Below are 18760 nucleotides of genomic sequence, written 5' to 3'. Positions count from 1 at the left end.
TGTATATGACCTAACCTGTAAGCCATTTTACCAGCAAAAAAACACCATGCAAGGTGTATTATCGGAAAGTAATCGCGGCGCAGCCGTGGCGTAGCCAACCGGCCTTAGTGCACACAAAAGGGCCAAAGGCCCAGGAGGCGGGAACCTCACGGTTCCCGGTGTGAATCTACTGGCGGTCGAGCCAGTTCCAGACGGTAAGGGTGGCGCTGGCATCGTGGATCGCCCGGTGAGCCGCATCCTGGCCCCAATCGTGATCCGCGTCATAGGCCGCCTGAACAAGCTTGTGCCGGCGCCAGGGCTCACCTGTGATTGTTTCCTGATGATAGGAGTAGGCTTCCATGCAGCATCGGATTTCCTTGGCACCACCAAGGTAGCCTTTCAGAAGCTCAGAATCGAAATCGGCGTTGTAGATGACCACGGTGCGGCCGTCCACTGAATCGTGGATCTGCTGGGCTAGATCCGTCAGAGTCGGAGCGTTGGCAACATCCTCTGGCGAAATGTTGTGAATTCGCTGGGCCGCTGGCCACTCGGTGTGCCGGGTCGGTCGAACCAGGCTGTTCAGCAACACATCCCCGTTTTCATCGAGAATGGCGATCTCAAGGATCTCGTCCCGCTCTGTATCAAGGCCGGTTGTCTCTGTGTCGATGACGGCAAGACTCATGGGGTGTCCTCCAGAAATCCCGGAGCATTCTTCAGGATTCCCCGGATTTGATTCTTCTGGCGGGGCGTCAGTTTCTTGTTACCACTACGCTCCTGAACCTGCAGAAGGTTGGTGATGAAGTTTCGATCGCTCCCGCTGAGGCTGTCCATGGCCTCAGTATTGGCGACAAGCTCACGAATGAGCACGTTGAGTGATTTGGCTGATTCCATCGTTGTCCCCGGGATCAAGAAAGAAACTGGCGACGATAGGCTGCGCCTTTTCGGAACGCTTCCTGCCAGGTTGCACCGTTAAAGTGCTGGCTTGGGAAGCCCGGACGGGAAGCGCTGGTCACGTAGCAGATCGCGCCGGAGCCGTCCCGATACTCGGAAGCAGAGACAGAAATGCCCTCAATCCGGTTTACTGCGGAGCCAGTTGTGAGGCGAGTAACAGGGTTGTTGTATCGGTCGCGTTCATCGGTCACCCGGTAAGCCGGCAACTCCTCATCGGAGTCCAGAAACCGGCCTATGGCGTCGTTTACAGATGTAGCTGCATTGGAAATCATGATCTCTTTCTCCTGCGTAGTCCTAACCTGTGTATAGTTTAGCAAAACACAGACACCTTTCAAGGTGTACAGCGTGGAATTTTCACGGCGCCAGCCGTGGCGTAGCCAACCGGCCTCAGTGCACAGAAAAGGGCGCTCGCGCCCCTGGCTGGCGGAACGCCAGACACAAAAAAGCTCGCAAGATGCGAGCCAGATAACGGGATTGTAAGGTTAAGCCGGGCAGATCAGATCCGGGCCATAGGCCCAGGCACTGTCGAGCTTCCAGATTGGCTGTTCGGGATGATCGCGGTCCCAAAAATGACCGCGCAAAAATGGTTGGTAAGTGATGTGCTTTGCTTTCTCCGTGTTCACGTCCGATGGCAGCTCGGAAGCCAGATCTTCAACGAGGCAGATGCAGTGGGCGTGCACGTTTCGGACGCCTTTGCGAATCACCGTTTGCCGGCCGGCTTCCGAAACCTTCATTTCCACGGATCGCACCTGAACAGCGGGACTGTAACCCAGCACTTTGCCTTTATGCTCCCCCTCCATGGCAACCACGGAGAAGCGTCGCTGGCGGTTCAGGTTCTTGTACAATTTCACTTTCATGCCCTTGTGAGGGCGGGGACGTCCTTGGAAAGACTCCCACGCCGGAATTGTCTCGTTCATGCTCGACTCTCCGAGACCTGCGCCCGGTGTGCTTCTGCGAGGAGAGACTGAAGCGCTTTCCGGATCTCGCCGGGTTTCATGGGGAGCGGTTCGCCGGCCTGCTCAATGCCGATCGTATCGGCAGTGACGCCTTCCCAGCCCTCAGGATCATAAGGACCCCAAACGCAGTGCTGTAAATCAGGCAGCCGGTCATCTGGCCAAACGGACATCAGCGGAGCATCGCAGAACGGCTGACCGGAAAAACTGCCGTCTGGAGCGTGAACTCCGTTAATCTGGCCGCCGCAAAATTCGGCGACCACTTTGCCGATTTGGTGGATGAATTCGATGTGACGCTCTTCATCGGGAAATTGGCCAAGCAATTCCGGCTTCACCAGGAGCCCGGTGACAATCTCAGCAAGCTCATTCGGAAGGATCTGTCGAGACATCAGGCGTCCCTCCGGAGTACGGCAGCACTGCCGGCAATGGATTCGATGAAGTCAGAAGGGGGCATCATTCCATATCGGGCGACAGCCTTGGCCAACAAAGGGTCATATCCGTTCTTGATCAGGCGTTTGACCGCCAGCTCTTCAAGTTCGGCAGGCGAGTCAATGACATCCATGGCGTATTCATCCACTTCGGCCATAGTCTCACCGGTCAAAGCGCCGTTTCCGATTTCGCGCTCGATTGCTGACCGAAGGTTGCTCGCCATATTTTCCACGCTTTCACCGTTGATTTCGTAATCAACTCGCAAATCCAGATATACCGTGGAGATCTTTGGAGCACCAGGCTTTAAGCCTGAATCACCGGTATCCGTCGTTGAATCCATTTCCATAGCCTCTTCCCACTGCTCAACAAATTGCTCCAGATAGAGACGCTGGATGCCGTTAACCTCATCATGAACAATCAATTCATCAGCGGATAAATGGGGAAGCCCTTCGCGCATGACAAAGGCCTTGAGGTCATCGGTCATGGCGTCGATTGGATCGGCTGAATTCATGAGCTCGGCAAGGGGAACGTGAATCCAGTTGAGGCCCAGCATTCCCGAGAAAATGGGGTTGTTCATAACCTCGTTCAGTTCATCGCTGGCAACCCGGCGAGCTGATCGAATATCACCCCAAAAATAGGAGTCACTGGAACCGCCGTTCCAGAACCTGTGTGTCGGAGGAACATCGTTGCTGTTTTTCAGAACCCAGGGTCGAGGGCGGTTCTGCAATGCGTACTCCCAATAACCAAGGCGGGTTTCACCGCTTCTCACTTCGGCTTTCCAGTCACGAACGGGAACCAGAGAGTCCTCATCCCAAATGGAACCACCGCAACGCTTCATTAGTGCCTCTACATCCGCGGTGCGCACGCTGATGGTAGACAACCCATGAGCCCTCGAGTTCTGATCCATCTCGCTGGCTACGTGCTCCCAATAACCAAGTCGGGTGCCGTCATTCAGCACAATGCTGGCCCAATCATCGACCGGGTAATCCCCGTTTTCTTCCCTAATGCTGCCGCCAAACTCATTGATCAGGGCTTGAACGTCGCGGGTGCGTAACTGCATGTCTTTCTCCTGCTTTCTGATTTGTCCTAACCTGAAAGCCATTTTACCATGCAACATACACCACGCAAGGTGTATTTAATCGGGTTTTCGCGGCGCAGCCGTGGCGTAGCCCACCGGCCTCAGTGCACAGAAAAGGGCGCCCCGCGCCCCGGCTGGCGGAACGCCAGGCACAAAAGCCCGCGGAGCGGGCTTCTGTTGGTAAGGATCAGGCTGCCTGGAGGCGCTGGCAGCCTTGCTCATAGATGGAGTCGATGACGTTTCGATCCCAAATGCCTTCTTCTGCCAGCTTATCCAGAAGCCGATCGATCATGCCGTGGGTCACTATGACTTTGAGCTGTGCTTCCATGCCCTGATCGGCAAGCGAAGCAGCTTCCTCACCGTTCAAAAACTGCCCCAGCATTTCGTCCAGCATTCCGAAAAAGTCTTCGTAAGCCATGGACTGGCTCTTTATCTGGTGGTCGACAACCAGCTCCAGGCCAGCGGCCTTTACGTCAATTTCAGATCCTGAGGCCACCGCAGCCAGCTTGAGGAAGTGGTCCGCCAGCCCGCGCAGTACCGACTCCTGAAAGGGGATTTCCACATAGCCGGTGGCAACCTTCTCTTTTGAGTTGACCGCCTGGATCTGGAGAACGCCATCTTCCTCCGTGCGGGTCTGGAGGCTGGGATATCGCAGGTCGGCGATTTCAACGCCGATGGTTTTGATAAGGCCGTTTCTGAGCCGGCTATGGGTTTCTCGATTATTAAAAAGTATGCGCTTGTTCATGATTCAGAGCTCCACGTTGAAAGGAATTTCAATGCCACGATCGCGGAGCTTTCCGACCAGCTCCTCATAACGGCGTTTCTGAAGATCGGTAAGAACCTTGCGGTGGTCCGTTTTGATGGCCTGCAATTGGCTCAGCTCGTTCTGCAAGGCTTCAATCTGAGACTCGCGGTGTCCACGGTTTGCCGCTTCCTCAAGGTTCAGGTCATTCATGTCCTGAGGGATCTCGTCGTTGATCGCGGCCGACACGATGCCCTGTTTCGTCAGGCTCAGGATGTCGTGGAAGGTGTTTTTCAGGACGGCCGCCTGTGACTGGATGAAATAGTGGATCTCCTGGGCAGAGAAGCCCTCATGCTGAGACCAGGGGCAGAAATCTTCGGGAAAGTCGGTTGCTTCCGGGTTTTCGTTAGCGAATTTCTCAAATGCCAGATAGCCGGCATACGGCTCTTTATCGAAGCCACTGCCATCGAGGAAGGCGAGGTGGTCAGATGCGGCCATGCCAAAGGCCGTCTGGTCGATAATCGACGCGGATTCATTCATCACTGTTCTCCTGCTGTTTTCCTAACCGGTGAACAGTATAGCAAAATTACACCTTGCATGGTGTATAACTTGGGTGGTGTTTCACGGCGCAGCCGTGGCGTAGCCAACCGGCCTCAGTGCACACATAAGGGCGCCCCGCGCCCCGACTGGCGGAACGCCAGACATAAAAAAGCCCGCAATGCGGGCTCGATCGGGTCACAGGTGTAGCCTGGAGTTCAGCTCGTCCTAAAAAGGACAATCGTCTTCAAAGTCTCCGGCCAGCTCCGGCTCGCGTCTGCCAAGGTACATCTCTGGAGTGATCGACATGGAGTGGCCCGATTTATGGCGCTTTGCGATTTTCAGGATTCCTTCCTTATTTCTGACGGTACTGTCGAGATTGAACTCGGGCACTTGCCCCGGCACTCGAGATACACCTACGGCATAGCCAACCGGGAAGTCATTGCCCTCGAAATCCTCAATCACTGTGTAAAACTTGATACGGTTGTCTTCCGCCAGCCCGAAGGCCTGATTCACATAGTGAGGATCAGGGTTGTAGTCCGATAATTCGCCAAGATGGTCAGCCTTAAGAAGAGCGAAGGCACCCTCAATGCCTCCGTGCGGCTGGGTCATGTCCATGAACAGATAAGGGCAGTCCTCATCTTGCCGGAGTCTGCCAGCCTTTAGCCCGAATTTCTCATGAGGGGATAAAAGAAAGCGGCTGAAAGTGTTAAAATTTCAGGACCTTACACCATCAATCAACACCAACAACCGCTATCCAAAATGGTACCTCAAAAACTGACCTTCTCGCCACTTTCCCGCCGCCAGATTGAAACCGACTTCTCCGGAGGCCATATCACCTCCGATGCCGGCTTGCTGTTACTGCGCGAAGTCGACAAACAACACCGGTTAACCCAACGGCTGGCCGAGACGCTGACCGACCAGCGGGATCCCCGGATGATTCGTCATGAGCTCAAGTCCCTGGTCCGGCAACGGGTCTACGGTGTGGCCGGTGGCTACGAAGATCTGAATGATCATGAAGCGCTTCGCTTTGATCAGGCACTACAAACCGCCACGGGGAATGCCTCGACTCTGGCCGGCAAGTCCACGCTTTGTCGAATGGAGCAGGCGATGGATCGGCAAACCATTGTCAAAGCGCATGAGTTGCTCTGGCACCACTTTATCGAGCAGCATGAGAAGCCGCCCAAGGAAATCGTGCTGGATTTTGACGGCACCGATATTCCGGTGCACGGCGACCAGCCGGGTAAGTTCTTTAACCGGTATTACGACCATCACTGCTACTTCCCGCTTTACGTCTTCTGCGGTAGGCACTTGCTGGTGAGCTATCTGCGCACCAGCAATCGAGGTGATGCCCGGCACAGCTGGGCCATTCTGGCGCTGCTGGTGCGATTTATTCGCGAGTATTGGCCACAGACCCGGATCGTGTTCCGGGGCGACTCCCACTTCAGCAAGCCCCGACTGCTGGCCTGGTGCGATCGCAACCAGGTGGATTACATCGTAGGCATGGCCCGCAACCAGCGGCTGGAGGCGCTTGCCGCCCCAGCCATGGACAAAGTCCGGACCTACTACGAGGCTCATGGCCATAAGCTCGCCAGCACCTTCCGCTTCCGCTACAAAGCCCGAAGCTGGCATAAGCCACGCTGGGTGGTTGCGCGCCTGGAATATGGCCCTCAAGGCCCGAACCCCCGGTTCGTTATCAGCTCCCGCTACGATGACGGATTCAAGCTCTACTACGAACAGTATTGCGCACGGGGTGATATGGAGAACCGGATCAAGGATCAACAACTGGATCTGTTTGCCGGTCGCACCTCCAGCACACACTGGTGGACCAACCAGTGGCGGCTGATCTTATCCGGCTTCGCCTACACCCTGTTCGAGCGTTTGCGGGTGCATCTGAAAAACACGCCCTTCGAACGTATGAGTGCCGGCACCTTGCGCTTGAAGCTGATCAAGGTTGGCGCAGTCATCATCCGCAACACCCGCCGAATACGGGTGTTGATGAGTGATAGCTATCCACACAAGAACGATCTCTCAGCACTGGTTCAGCGCTTGGTGCCCCAGTAGATAATCGGGCTCCCCCGGCCCGATACCAATGGGGGAAAGGGGGAGTTGTGCCTGAATGCCGGAAACTGGCTAAATAATCGCCAACTTCGACCATGACCACTCGGATCTGGCACTACCAGGCTTGGTCTGCGAAGGTTGTTGGAGCACTATGAGAAATCCGGGTTAGCTCGGCAACAAGCTGATTAAAGGCGATCGAGGTTTTGCTGAGGCTGCCAAACACCACGCCCCAGAATTCCAAAAAGGCCCGGTACGAGGGCAGGGAAGTGTTATGCGACGCAATCGTGGTCCCACTGGTATCGGACCCGACAGTTTTAGCGGTAACGGATCCGGTGTCCTTGTCGACGGTGATAATGGTCTTCTCATCGCGCAAATAAGCTTGTACCGGGAATTTGGTCCACTCGACGCTGTTCATATAGACCGGTGCCAACATGTGCCTGTCTCCTGCTTGAATTGATGTCCTAACCTGAGAACCATTATACCAGCATAAATACACCTTGCACGATGTATTTATAGGCCAAAAACCCCGGCGCAGCCGTGGCGTAGCCAACCGGCCTCAGTGCACATCAAAGGGCCGCAGGCCCCGGCTGGCGGAACGCCAGGCACAAAAAAGCCCGGAATGAACCGGGCCCAGAAAGAGTAGGAATATTGTCTTCAGGCTCGACCAGCAGCCCGCTCAGCCCGTAGCATCCGCAGGGAACCAGTTACCCGCTCAACCACATATTCCCAGTAACCCAACAGAGTTTCGCCACTCTCGACGTCCTCGATCCAGTCACTGGGTGGAATGCCTGGGTAAACCTCCCAGCTTGACCCGCCATTGTCCTTAATCACATTGAGAACATGAGAGGTATGCAGTTTCTCTTCTTTCACTTCCGGGTACTGCTCGACGGTAGCCAGCTCCCAGTAACCAAGCCGGGTTTCCTCGTTACAAACAAGCTGCTTCCAGAAATCCCTGGGCAGATCCGGGTGCTCAGCCTGACGATCACCACCAAACTCATTGATGACCTGTTGAACCAGATCCGTGCTCGAAATATCACTCATAGAGCCTCCTGTAAGGTGCTCGAAGAAATGTCCTAACCTGGGACTATTCTACCATGAGTGATGCACCGTGCAAGGTGTATTGTTGAGCGTGAAGCATTAAAAAACCCGCTCGAAGCGGGTCTGGGTGTAGGCGACCGGGCGGCGTGGTTAGGTTAGGCCTCAGGCAGGAGAGGTGCCGCCCGGTCTTGATCGTGGCTCAGGTATTCCTGAGCTCTTGGAACTGATTGTAATGAAAAAAAGACACCATGCAAGGTGCTTATCAGGAATTTTTTGCAAATTCCGGAGTTTTTTCAAGAATGGTGGAGACGGCACCCCGGGCATTCCAGTTCTCAAGCCGGTAAGTACGCACGGCCTTATGAATAAAACGGTCCAGGTAGACTCTGACAATGGAGCCTTTTTCACGGTCCACCCCCAGCACTTTAGCAACCACCGGCGTACGATCCCCGAACCGAACCGTTGCAACGGTCTCATCGAAAGATAGGTCGACTGATACGGACAATGAATGTGCAGCCATGCTTATACCTCTGAAACGTCAAGGATCGACTTGCTGGAGTGCAGCTTCAGGAAGGCCAGCAACATATCGGTAGCCTCTGGCGCAAACCGCATATCCAAGTGGTTCTTGAAGACGACAAACTCAACGGGCCCGCCTTCGCAAATCTTCGTCCGGGAAGCGAGCCTTGCCCCTTCCAAGGCCTTAGCGCAGGCAGCAAACGCAGCGGTAATGCCTACGTCGCCCATTTCCTGTTCCAGCACCCGGAATTCCTGGGCCAGGTCCTGCATGGCTCTGGGGTCATCCGAGGCATAGTGATCGCCAAAGTAGAAAGAACCGAAGTTATACGGGCAGATTAACCGGGTACCCTGGGTGCGCACAGCCGGCCGGAAATTTGAGTACTCGTAGCGGACAAGGTGCAAAGAGGTGGCCAGCTGGTCAGCGCACTTTTGCAGTCCCCGGTCTTCGAGCGTCACCGCCTGGAGCCTTGCATGCTTGGCGCACTCCTCGAAAGGAAAGGCGGCAAGAAGAGCATCGGCGCAGCTAGAGAAGTCGTTCTCATCGATCTGGCTTTTGTACAGAACATCGCGGGCTTCGCGAGTGCTCATCTGGAAGTCCGTGCGCAAGTCGACTCGAGCGTGGGTGCCTTCCGAGTATTGACGGGTAAGTTTTGATTCCCATTCCTTCAAGAAGGCACTGATCACCAGAGAGCCTACAGTGGTCGGGTCGGGTGTTGATATCCCGACGCCCAGTTGTGACAGTTGGCGATTCGCCTCAACGGCGTTTTGAAGTGCCTTGTAGGCGTCCGTGAGCCTCCACTTGAGATCAGCCTTAAGGGCTTCTCCGTTGAGCTTACTGAGATCCATTTCCGTGTTTGTCATGATGCCCCCTTAAGCCGCCAGCTCTGGCAGTTCAATATCACCGTGCAGGGCAATGAAGCTCAGCAGTGCATCGGCATGGTCGCGGGCAAGGACAAACTTGGTCTTGTCCTTGTATACAGTGGCCGTGAGAATGCCGGGAATGCCCATTTTGGTACGGCTCGGAATGTCTCGAATCATGCCGTAGGCATTCAGCTCGCGGGTAATCCGCGAAACCGCATCACAGAGTCCGTCAACGCCGGTTTCCTGCTCTGCCACGCCGAGGGCGCTCAGGGCTTCTTCCATGTCGCGAATCAGGTAATACCGATCCATTCCCTCGTGCGATCCGCCGCCATACTTGCTGAACTCGAGGCCGGCAGTTTTCATCACTGGGTTGGTGCCTCGCGGCATCAGATTGAGAAAGCTTGTCAGGTCCCGTGCCGCAGACTTCATGCCCAGATCAACCAGAATGCCCGCTTGGTCTTTGATGGCCTTGGCGATCATATCGAAGTCCACCGGTTTCATGATCGCATCGAAAAGCTTCATGTGCTCCTCGATGAAGCCTTGCCTTTCCAGGTCAACCCACGGCATCCGGTAAGGATCGCTAATGCGATCTGGATAGCCGGAACCGTCGTCAGGGTCGGGAAGGCGTATCTCAGCGTCCAGACCGCCGTTATTCTCACTGGAGGCCCGGGCAACCAATTCACGCTTCCAGGTGGCCAGAAGACGTTCAGCAGCTTCGATGCTGTATGGAATCCGAACCTCAATGCCATGAAATGATTCAAGCTGGTGACCCTTGGTGGAGAATTCGAGGAATTTGTTCATGCCGTTCTCAAAGAACGAGCGACAGTGCTTCTTCAGTTCCGGGCCGGTGAATTCAACAATGGGCTTTCCAAAGATGGCAATTTTCAACATGGTTTTTCTCCTGCGTTTTTTTCCTAACCTGAAACCCATTGTATCAGAATACATACACCGTGCAAGGTGTATTTATAGATAAAAAGACAGGCCGGAATGTTGCGACCTTCCATTCGCGGGGGTGGTTTCGCCGATTAGGCAGCGCAAAGAGTCTCGTAGGTTTCCCGGGAACTCATCTCCAGAACTTCATGGCAGAAGGCCTCAAGAACCGCGTCCATGTGCTGGAATACATCGGATTCGGTGGCTCCGTCGCCCCAATCAAGGCCGCTGTCGGCCGCTGCCTGCTTCCATTCGACCACCTGGGCCATGTACTCATCAATACTGCCCCGCAGGTGCGCAAACTCAACCTGAACGGTTTCTGTCTGATCCGGGCGCGTAGTCCGGGCGATGGCCTGGGCTTCCGCGTCCGCCGTCCAGTCCCGGTTGTAGAAAATGATGTGGCTGGCCTGTGGCAGGTTAAGCCCGCGCTGGCTCACCCCCAGAGAGGCGAGGAGCACCGGCGCCGGGCCGAACCGGAACCGGTTATCAAGGCGCTCTGTGCGGGCCTTGATCGAGCCCTTGCCGGTGAAGATAACCCCTTCAATGCCTCGATCGGCCAAGGCCTGCTGCAGGCGCTCCAGGGTCTCCGGAGAGCTGGCGTAAACGATCGTCTTTTTGCCCTGGGCGGTCAGCTGCTCGAGGCGGTCGATGGTCCAGCGCTGTTTGCTGGTTAACGGCGTGTAGCACTTACCCACACCCGCATCGTGGGCATGGGGCGCGTTCGCTGCCTGGATAACCGCGTTAATCCGGGCCAGAACGGCAACCAGGTTAGAGCCTTTGCCCTCCATGTTCCGTTCTTTCTTGTGAGTCTCGAACCAGCGGGCGAAATCCACGGCCGGGGTCAGGTAGTGGCGCAGGTGTTCTTTATCCCAGTTCAGGGTAACCGTGCCTTTTTCCGGGTCCGGGCACCCGGCGAAGGGCTCAACCTCGGGCTCATTGCGCAACCGACGTTGAATGAACGGTGCAACCCATCCCCGGAACTGAACCACGTTGTTGATTTTCGGGATCTCACGCTTGGCCCCGCCGCGCAGGTCATCTTTGAACTCGTTGGTGGCCCACTCGAGGGACACATGGCGCTCCCGGAAGACATCGATACCCCGACTAGCGGCCTGGGCGCTCGTTAACAGGCGCGGCTCCATGAATACGCCGGAGCGGATACCGTAGGGCTGGTGAGCCCGGGAACCGCCGGCAGAAGCCGCCGCAAGCGGAAGGATGTCTCGGGGATAGTTACCACAAGGGGTGCCATCAAGGATGTACAGCTTACGAGCTGCAAGTTGCAGCAGGGCCCGGCTTTGCTGGCTGCCAGGGTTGGACAGAATCCCGCCTTCGTCGGCGATCACCACGCGGGCCCGGCGGCGCAGGTGGTGCGCGATCGTCTGACGCTTGCCCTTAACAACGGCTTTCAGACGGTTGTAACTGATGATGTTGATTGCCCGCAGCTCCTGGGTATCCGCCAGGCAATCGATGGTTTTCCAATGGTCAGAGGGCAGGCCGATCTTCTGAATCTCCCGGACCATCTCAGGAACCAGACCGGACTCAACACAGATCAGGCCCCGGCCAGACATCAAGGCGAGTGCCAGCGACAGCCGGGCCTTCCCGGTACCTTGTTCCCACGCCGAAATGCAGCCGTAAGGGGTAATCAGCAGTTCGATAAGTCCTTCAAGCTGGTAGGGCCAGAGCCAATCTATGTCAGCAGCAAGGATCTGTTCCCGGTACTGGTGCGCCAGATTCGGGAAAGCCACACACAGGCCCTCATGGACCACTTGCCACTCGGTGGAAGAACGCTCGTCCTCACCCCCAGCGAAATCGAACAGTCGCTGCAGCTGGTCTCTGCGGTATTGAACCCGGAAGCCGTCCTTCTCAAGCAGGTAATCACCGCCCATGGGCTCGGCCTGTACCTTTTCGCCCTTGCGGATGGCCGGAGACTTCACGTTACCCTGTTCAAGCAACATACCACGCTTGGCGGTCAGCTCCAGCTTGCCAACGGTCGAGGCTTTGATGGTGTGACGGAACGGAGTAGACGCCCGCACATGCTTGCGCTTCAACTTCTCCCAGTACCCGGCCAAAGTGGGGGAAACCCGGGGCATACCGCCAGCCTTGCGGATCTCATCAAGCAAACCATTGAAGGCTGTCTGTGGGTCGTCCTGCAGCAGGTAGGCGTCAAGCATCAGCTGGCCATCGCCTTTGAATTGGATGCTATCCGGGTAACGGTGCTTCAGGCTGCCACGGCGCTGTCCCTCAACCGGCTCTACTGGCTCACGCAATAGGGCATTGAGTACCTTTGCCTCAGTCAGCCCGCAAGCGAACTTCAATTTGATAGACCGGCGATGGTGATGCAGCTCTACGCGGGTATCGTGGGTAACCGGTGTATGGATGGTTGGCTCTGAGACATCGACACCGCCCACGGTAAGCCGGGGACGATCGTACCCGTACGTGGTTTCGGTACCGGTAAACAGCGAGGGCCAGTCCCGCTCTGTCGTAACGTCCAGAGACTGAGGCTCGGAGGCCGGTTTGTTGGGACCAAACACATAGATTGCAGTGCGCACGTTGGCGCCTTCGGCTTTGAAGGTTTCAATCGGTAGATTCAGCTCGGCCCAGAGGCGACGACGGGAAAAGCATTCCTCACGGGCAGAGGTCGGCAGCAACGCTACAACATAACGGGAAGCGGCCAGGGCCTGATCAACAGCATACAGATGACTAATTGCCGAGGTATTCGGGCCGAACATGCCAAAGGTAGTGCATGGGTACGGTTGCATCTGGGGGTGCTCAAGATGCAGACCAAAAGGCGGGTTGATAATGGCTGCATCGAAGTTTTTGGCTTTGACCTCTTCCATGCCGGCGCATTCAAGATCGAACTCGAAGCCCGCCGCTGAGGCATCCTCAGACAGGGCATCTACGCAGCGTTGGTCAATGTCGATGCCGTAAATGACGTGGCGCTCTGGGTCCGCATACTGCAGCAGACGGCCGGAACCGACTGAGGTATCCAGAACCACAGGCTTGCGCTGGTTGCTGGCCTGAACGCCCTCAAACACTGGGGCCAGCAAAGACCACATACGGCCCGCAACCCAATCAGGGGTGTAGAACTGTCCCTCTGCCTCGTCCCGGCGCCGATGAAGATCAGCCAGGCTGTCAGCTTTGCGTACGATCGTGCCCTTGGCGGTGACCTCAAGCGCCTTGTTGCGCCAACCGTGAATTGTGCCTGCCATTGATAAAACCCTCTGATAACTTGTCCTAACCTGAGAGTTATATTATCAAATGGCGGTACACCATGCAAGGTGTTAGATGACGGTCTTCTGCAGCCAACAAAACAACATGTATGATGTGTTTGCCAGCCGCGTGTTTAGTCGCTTGTGGAGTCGGCCCGGAAAACTACGCCTGTTCGATAAATGTCCATTGAGTTGCCGACAACAACGCCGCAGGCGGTTTCTACCCAGTTTTTGATCAGGTCGGGTAGAGGTCTAGTGTTGTATTGGCCGGGCTGGATCATCAGGCTATCAGCCGTTTCGAACAGATTGTGGGTTATGCCTCCCAAGTAATCATTGGCCTGGTATATGTTGTTGAATCGGAATCCAACAAAAATTGCCGCAGGCGGCGTTCTTCCTGAACGTTCGTGAGGCGTACCATGGAAGGACTCGCCGTCATTGAGTTGCATAATGCCGGCCCGGAAGTCCTGGTACCGCATTTTCATGATGTGCTTGCTTGCCTCTACGATCGGGTCATATTCCTCTTCTCTGTTCATATCCATCAGGTCGTAGATATCGATCGCATCGGTACCAACAAAGGCTTTGATGTTTTTAGGCATCCCCAGAGCGTCCAATTGCTCTTGGAGATCCTTCGCAAGCTGCTTCCAGGGTAGTTTGTCATAGTCCAGATAGACCGGCTGCTTGTCGGCAGAGAGAAACGTTCCAACGTTCTCTGGCGGCTCCGGCGCCAGAGCGTAGGTGACGATTAAGGAGTCATGCATCCGGCGCTGCCTTCGCTCAATCTGTTCCTCCGTTTCCTCAACTTCGCCCCTGGAAAGAAAGTCTCTGAAGTTGCCTAGTAATTCTTTGTCATTGCCGCTTTCGGTCATGGTTTCCTCTGGTTTCGCTTGTTCTTCTGTTTGATCTTCAGTTTATCGCTCATTTAACCATTTTCGACCAGCCCTTAGGATACTGCTGCAGTCGGTAGTCTTTCCGGTAGGTCTGGTGCTCCATGGCCTCAGCAATGCCGTCAAGAACATCATCCAGTGATTCTCTGACCTGCTCGGCTGAAAGTTGAAAGAGGATCCAACCGCGCCGGCAGAACATGAACTGCTTCTCCCGGGTTTTCTTGAAGCTCTCTACAAACTTGGCGTGAAATTGCCAGCCGTCGAGCTCGCAGCCGATCCGCCAGGAGGGTAGGGCTGCATCCAGCCGGTAGCCATTATCTGAGAACGGCTTCAACTCCCAGACTACCTCCCCGCCGCTGTAGTATCGGCCCCACCGGCGCACCATGGCCTGGTAGAGGATGTCGGCGGGATTCTCGGGCGGTACCGGGCTGAAAGGCAATCCAAGCAGCTCCGCTTCATTTGCCGGCCGCTTGGGCTTCTTGGTGCGTTTAAGCGGGGAGCTGGCGGATTCCTGTTTGATTTCCTTAAGCTCGCGCTCTATCCGCTCAGCAATTTTCGGGTTTATCTGATTGCCAGACTGGCGCTCAGTCAGCTCATTGATAGATCGGATGCGGTAGCCCACACAGTGCCCTCAGGGTAATCGTTTGTTTGTCCTAACCGACTACCACTTTACCACGCTATAAGCACCAATCAAGGTGTACTCAGGAAGGTTCGATCCCGCGGCGCAGCCGTGGCGTAGCCATCCGGCTTCAGTGCACACAAAAAGGGCCGCAGGCCCCAGGATGCTGGCGGACTGGCGGACATAAAAAAGCCCGCACAAATCTGTGCGGGCTGAAAGTGCCTATTCCGCGATACCGAGAACGTCGGTATTGCCCTTCAAGCATACCCGAGACGCCCTTGAGGATCGAAGATCAGGGCGTCTGCCAGTTCATAGAAGCGATCCATGAAGGCACTGAAAGCCTCCTGCGGGTTCATGGCCGTGATCTTGAAGGGAAGGGGCATCACGTCACCAAGCAAAGGCCAGTAGTCCTCGCCCCACGGAGTCAGATCGCGTCTCTCGGTCGCCAGAGCCTTCAGATCGGCTTCTTTGATGGAAGCATCCATCGGGTAGGGCAGTCCGAAACGCTTGAATATGGCCGCCTGAACGCGCTCCTCAATTGCCTTGAACTCGGGCAGCATAGCTTTCAGGGGGGTCTGAAGGTCTGGCGCGAACCCTTCACTGCCATCATGCAGCAGTGCAGCCATTTGGTGCTGTTTCGGAACCAAGTGGCTCACCAGTACGCTGTGCTGGGCTACGGAGTAGAACTGGCTGCACTGCCCGCCAAAGCGGCAGGTGTTGGAGAGTCCACGAGCAATGTCCTCAATGACAAAGGATTCTGGCTGCGGATTGGCCAAATCGACGTAACGGCCAGAGTGTGTCGAAATTTCTGTGCGTCGTGCTTGATAGCCCATGATGCCTGCCTCTGCGTTCTGAAATGTCCTAACCTGAAACCATTTTACCAGCATCCGTACACCATGCAAGGTGTATATCATGTTTTCCGCCACTTGCGGTGGCTACGCCACTGCGTCAGTGCACAACAAAGGGCGCCTGCGCCCGGGCTGGCGGAACGCCAGGCAAATATTGGGATCTCAAAAAAGGTTCAGGTATGCTTGATGTGGGTTCTGGCTCTCTGTGAGCTGGCTGCCTGCACAGCTGACTCAGTTTGTGTAAAAAAAAAACTCCCGGTATGGACTTCTTTGATCCTGGCCGCCGGCACCAAAGCGCTAAAGACAAGACGTGTTCTGTGCGCGTTAGCACTTCCAACTGCAAAAAACAGGTGACGTATGCCGGTAATGCTCGGTAAGAAGGCCAAAAAAGGCCTTGTGAAATATCTTCAATCCCAGATTAACCACCATATTGATACTGCGCACCCTGAGCGGGTCACCATAGGGCAGGTAGGCGAATGGTTAGCCAGGGGTCTTGGTTACCAGGATCAGAACGAACTTGCCATTCATCTGAACCCTGCTTCCAGAAAACATCTCGCCAATACCCCTGAAGAACGCCTGAATTCACTAGCCAACTATCAAGCTAGAAGCCTGATCAGCGAGATAAAGGATTCGGCTCTGGATAGCTCAGAAGGCTGGACGGTGTTATTACTGAAGTATGCCCATCTTTGCGTGTCCCTGTTTCATGTCGATACCCCATTGGCCGAGCTCACGGCAGATGAAGTAAATAGCTATAGAGTGGTTCAGATGTTCTTCTCAGGCTATTTGGCCGGACCATTCAATGCTCAATCACCAAATTATTCTACCGATCCTCATTGGCCGATCTGGAACATGAAGGAAAAGCATGAGGTGCTGATGATGCTTTCGGACTACAGCGACGTGGTTTACCACCACAAGTGCTGCCCATCACTATCAACGTGCGTTTCGGATCATTCCGAGGCGCTGGCCATTACCTACGAGTCATTGCAGAATACGCTTCGACTCGAGTACGGCGAGACGCTATTTACCGCGGCATCGATACTGGTGCCGGTAGCAGAGGAAATTGCGAGGGTGGGCGAGAAAATGGCTTTAACTATGTCGCCACGTCGAGACCTGTTGATGGCCATGCTCGTTGCCCAGCATGCGATCGAACACGACATTGAACACCTCAAAAGTGCCGGCTATTCGGAACAATCGCAACTGAAAAAATGCCGAGGCTGAAACGAGCGCTTTCAGGGACTAATCTAGGATGACCGGGCGAAAAGCTAGTCTGCAGGAGCCCGCCCGGTCATGATATTAGAATGTTGCTTATTCTTTCGCAGCCTTGAGAATCGCCCTGCGAATAAAATTCAGCTTTGACCTGCCTGACTTATCAGCCGCCTTTTCAAGTCGGTGATACTCATACTCATTAAACGGCACGTTTATCTTCTTATAGTCACGAGGTGCATTTGGATCGGCTGCAACTTGTGAATTTTCCTCATTAACAGTCTGCATACAACGTCCTCAGTGAGCTTGGTCTGTTGGTGGTGTAAATTCTATGACTGGCAAGGCTCCTTCTTCCGGATACTCGGTGAGTGATGCATTTAGTCCGTAAAATCGCTCACCTTCGTCACCGATGGTTTCGCCAACCCAGAGCGTGCACTCGCCGAAATCATCCTCTTCCATGCTTTCGCCAGTCATGGCCACAAGCCGGCCCATCGCCTCCAGATCCAAGGTCATGCGACTGGGCACCAGGCTAAAGCCTTCTGGCGTCGGTACCGGCTCAAACGCCGGCCTGAACTCGGCTTCCTGGAGAACCTCACTGCTGGCGGTACTAGCAAGACGGGCAAGCGATCGGGCCAGTTCCTTCGGTGTGTGATTTTCGAGTTCCCCCATTATTGAAGCCATCTTGTTAATGAAGTAATCCACATCAACGCCATATCGATTTTCCATAGTTCATGCCACTTCTATTTCAGGTTGCTCTATATTCGGGCAATCATCCTCATGACCGCATTCATCGCACATCTCGCACTCGTCGCAGAGCGGAAAGTCTCCATCCATAGTGGCCAGGCCGCAGCCGGCGCAATGCTCGTCGCACTCCACCGACCATCCCATTTCGCGGTAGATGGACCGGTCAGTAACGACGTGCGCATCAGTGCGCCCGTCCTTACCAAACATATCGTCGTGCTCCGGACGGCGAACAACCCGCAGATAGATGTACTCCGAATCACAGTCCTCATGGACATCACCGTACTTCCAGATCAGCTGCTTGGCCTGCTGGAGGTTTTCAGCGAAACAGATACTGCGAAACTCGTGATCCAGTCCCTCGAGACTGGACCCACCGAAATAGCACTTCATGACCAGCCCACCTCAGTTCCCGAATCAAGCTCGGGATGACCACAACTGATCGTTGACGCCTTTCCCGGAACAGGGTCCTTTAAGGCCCGGTCGATCAGCATTAACTGAACTCGCTCCAAGGTCTGTAACTGGTGCTTCCAGTAGCCGTCTTCGTCGCCCGTGGCCATAACCTGGGAGATTGCTTCCTGGAAGTCGCCCATGTGAGTCCGGAGATCTTCTGGCAACACTTCCCAGCCCGGCTCAATGCCAATCTTGGCAATGTATTCCCGCACAAGGGAGGTGATAGGCCGATGGCTCTCTTCGTCAGGCACCCCCAGCATTTCGGTAATCTCGGCGATGTCTTCGATGGCACTGGTGGCTACTGACCGCCAATCAATGGAGCGATCCGTTTCGGATTGCTCGGTATCGGGGTTCTGAATCCATGTGACGCGGCCCAACTCATGTACCGCGGCCTGTTTTCCGGATTCAGTTCGCACCAAGACACCGCAGACCTCACCCAGCTGTTGCGCCTTTCTTAAGCCAATGCTGGGAGTTATGCCATAGGCGGGATCATGACCAACCTTGCGCCATTCGCGACAAGTCAAAGTGATGTTGGGGCTTTCCGGGTCAAATTCGCCGGTCTCCCGATTTCTCCATTGGCCGATAAACCGCTCATTGCCAACAACGATAATCTTGATCTGCTCAGGGCCATAGCCCTCGTCTCCTTCAAGGATGTCGCCAGGGCCCCAGCCGTTGATCTTGAGAGTTTCGGCTTCTGTTGTTCCGCGTTTCATCTGTCCGCTCCCCTGTAAAGTGTC

General features: G+C 55.2%; 24 protein-coding genes. 2 read left to right on the top strand and 22 right to left on the bottom strand.

Annotated elements, in window-relative coordinates; all coding sequences use genetic code 11:
- Positions 1–166 precede the first annotated feature (166 nt).
- The 9 genes from AC5JQH_RS22295 to AC5JQH_RS22255 all read right to left on the bottom strand — a co-directional run bounded on the left by AC5JQH_RS22295 (position 167) and on the right by AC5JQH_RS22255 (position 5287).
- Entirely contained in the window at positions 167–661 is a 495-nt protein-coding gene (locus AC5JQH_RS22295) for a 3'-5' exonuclease (protein WP_153637342.1), read from the bottom strand.
- The gene (locus AC5JQH_RS22290; RefSeq protein WP_136630299.1) at positions 658–870 is read right to left on the bottom strand and encodes a hypothetical protein; all 213 of its coding nucleotides are present in this window, start codon (positions 868–870) and stop codon (positions 658–660) included. Before AC5JQH_RS22290 ends, AC5JQH_RS22295 begins: the two co-directional genes overlap by 4 nt.
- A gap of 14 nt (positions 871–884) precedes the next feature.
- Positions 885–1202: a hypothetical protein gene (locus tag AC5JQH_RS22285; protein ID WP_136630300.1), complete on the bottom strand. Its 318-nt coding sequence runs from the start codon at positions 1200–1202 to the stop codon at positions 885–887.
- Between the two features lie 210 nt (positions 1203–1412).
- On the bottom strand, positions 1413–1847 hold the full coding sequence (locus AC5JQH_RS22280) for a hypothetical protein (RefSeq protein ID WP_136630301.1): 435 nt from the start codon (positions 1845–1847) through the stop codon (positions 1413–1415).
- On the bottom strand, positions 1844–2272 hold the full coding sequence (locus AC5JQH_RS22275; RefSeq protein ID WP_482901732.1) for a hypothetical protein: 429 nt from the start codon (positions 2270–2272) through the stop codon (positions 1844–1846). The genes AC5JQH_RS22280 and AC5JQH_RS22275 overlap by 4 nt, the downstream gene beginning before the upstream one ends.
- Positions 2272–3372: a hypothetical protein gene (locus tag AC5JQH_RS22270; protein ID WP_493806073.1), complete on the bottom strand. Its 1101-nt coding sequence runs from the start codon at positions 3370–3372 to the stop codon at positions 2272–2274. The genes AC5JQH_RS22275 and AC5JQH_RS22270 overlap by 1 nt, the downstream gene beginning before the upstream one ends.
- 205 nt (positions 3373–3577) lie before the next feature.
- Entirely contained in the window at positions 3578–4135 is a 558-nt protein-coding gene (locus AC5JQH_RS22265; RefSeq protein WP_493806072.1) for a hypothetical protein, read from the bottom strand.
- A 3-nt stretch (positions 4136–4138) separates the two neighbouring features.
- Complete coding sequence (locus tag AC5JQH_RS22260; protein WP_493806071.1) at positions 4139–4672, bottom strand: hypothetical protein; 534 nt, start codon at positions 4670–4672, stop codon at positions 4139–4141.
- A gap of 225 nt (positions 4673–4897) precedes the next feature.
- Complete coding sequence (locus AC5JQH_RS22255) at positions 4898–5287, bottom strand: hypothetical protein (RefSeq protein WP_493806070.1); 390 nt, start codon at positions 5285–5287, stop codon at positions 4898–4900.
- A 144-nt stretch (positions 5288–5431) separates the two neighbouring features.
- On the opposite strand from AC5JQH_RS22255, the gene AC5JQH_RS22250 reads away from it, so the two are divergent.
- A complete protein-coding gene (locus AC5JQH_RS22250; protein WP_011784498.1) occupies positions 5432–6733 on the top strand; it encodes an IS1380-like element ISMaq3 family transposase in 1302 nt (433 codons plus the stop codon).
- A gap of 112 nt (positions 6734–6845) precedes the next feature.
- Here the strand turns inward: AC5JQH_RS22250 and AC5JQH_RS22245 are convergent, their stop codons facing one another.
- From AC5JQH_RS22245 to AC5JQH_RS22205, 9 genes are all read right to left on the bottom strand, one after another.
- A complete protein-coding gene (locus tag AC5JQH_RS22245; protein WP_493806069.1) occupies positions 6846–7163 on the bottom strand; it encodes a hypothetical protein in 318 nt (105 codons plus the stop codon).
- A 221-nt stretch (positions 7164–7384) separates the two neighbouring features.
- Entirely contained in the window at positions 7385–7771 is a 387-nt protein-coding gene (locus AC5JQH_RS22240) for a hypothetical protein (RefSeq protein WP_136630304.1), read from the bottom strand.
- A 259-nt stretch (positions 7772–8030) separates the two neighbouring features.
- Positions 8031–8285 (bottom strand): hypothetical protein, encoded by a 255-nt coding sequence (locus AC5JQH_RS22235; RefSeq protein WP_136630305.1) that lies wholly within the window; start codon positions 8283–8285, stop codon positions 8031–8033.
- Between the two features lie 2 nt (positions 8286–8287).
- Positions 8288–9142, bottom strand: a complete 855-nt coding sequence (locus AC5JQH_RS22230) for a hypothetical protein (RefSeq protein ID WP_153637343.1) — start codon at positions 9140–9142, stop codon at positions 8288–8290.
- Between the two features lie 9 nt (positions 9143–9151).
- Positions 9152–10033: a hypothetical protein gene (locus tag AC5JQH_RS22225; protein WP_493806068.1), complete on the bottom strand. Its 882-nt coding sequence runs from the start codon at positions 10031–10033 to the stop codon at positions 9152–9154.
- 134 nt (positions 10034–10167) lie between these two features.
- Positions 10168–13278, bottom strand: a complete 3111-nt coding sequence (locus AC5JQH_RS22220) for a helicase-related protein (RefSeq protein WP_493806067.1) — start codon at positions 13276–13278, stop codon at positions 10168–10170.
- A gap of 134 nt (positions 13279–13412) precedes the next feature.
- Positions 13413–14144, bottom strand: a complete 732-nt coding sequence (locus tag AC5JQH_RS22215) for a hypothetical protein (protein WP_493806066.1) — start codon at positions 14142–14144, stop codon at positions 13413–13415.
- Between the two features lie 49 nt (positions 14145–14193).
- On the bottom strand, positions 14194–14784 hold the full coding sequence (locus tag AC5JQH_RS22210) for a putative endonuclease domain-containing protein (RefSeq protein ID WP_493806065.1): 591 nt from the start codon (positions 14782–14784) through the stop codon (positions 14194–14196).
- 254 nt (positions 14785–15038) lie between these two features.
- On the bottom strand, positions 15039–15614 hold the full coding sequence (locus AC5JQH_RS22205; RefSeq protein WP_493806064.1) for a phosphohydrolase: 576 nt from the start codon (positions 15612–15614) through the stop codon (positions 15039–15041).
- Between the two features lie 372 nt (positions 15615–15986).
- Here AC5JQH_RS22205 and AC5JQH_RS22200 point away from each other — a divergent pair, with 372 nt between their 5' ends.
- Positions 15987–16847 carry a hypothetical protein gene (locus tag AC5JQH_RS22200; RefSeq protein WP_493806063.1) on the top strand — a complete coding sequence of 287 codons (861 nt, stop codon included), beginning with the start codon at positions 15987–15989 and terminating at the stop codon, positions 16845–16847.
- Positions 16848–16934: 87 nt separating this feature from the next.
- On the opposite strand, the gene AC5JQH_RS22195 is transcribed toward AC5JQH_RS22200, so the two are convergent.
- From AC5JQH_RS22195 to AC5JQH_RS22180, 4 genes are read right to left on the bottom strand one after another with little or no spacing between them, the layout of a single operon-like run.
- On the bottom strand, positions 16935–17120 hold the full coding sequence (locus tag AC5JQH_RS22195; RefSeq protein ID WP_493806062.1) for a plasmid mobilization protein: 186 nt from the start codon (positions 17118–17120) through the stop codon (positions 16935–16937).
- Positions 17121–17129: 9 nt separating this feature from the next.
- Positions 17130–17558 carry a hypothetical protein gene (locus tag AC5JQH_RS22190; RefSeq protein WP_493806061.1) on the bottom strand — a complete coding sequence of 143 codons (429 nt, stop codon included), beginning with the start codon at positions 17556–17558 and terminating at the stop codon, positions 17130–17132.
- A 3-nt stretch (positions 17559–17561) separates the two neighbouring features.
- On the bottom strand, positions 17562–17963 hold the full coding sequence (locus AC5JQH_RS22185) for a hypothetical protein (RefSeq protein ID WP_493806060.1): 402 nt from the start codon (positions 17961–17963) through the stop codon (positions 17562–17564).
- Positions 17960–18736, bottom strand: a complete 777-nt coding sequence (locus AC5JQH_RS22180; protein WP_493806059.1) for a DUF7241 domain-containing protein — start codon at positions 18734–18736, stop codon at positions 17960–17962. Before AC5JQH_RS22180 ends, AC5JQH_RS22185 begins: the two co-directional genes overlap by 4 nt.
- Positions 18737–18760: the final 24 nt, after the last annotated feature.

The sequence above is a fragment of the Marinobacter sp. H13 genome (genome assembly GCF_059072335.1).
The sequence above is the reverse complement of the archived record's forward strand: the minus strand, read 5'-3'. Positions and strand labels throughout refer to the sequence as shown.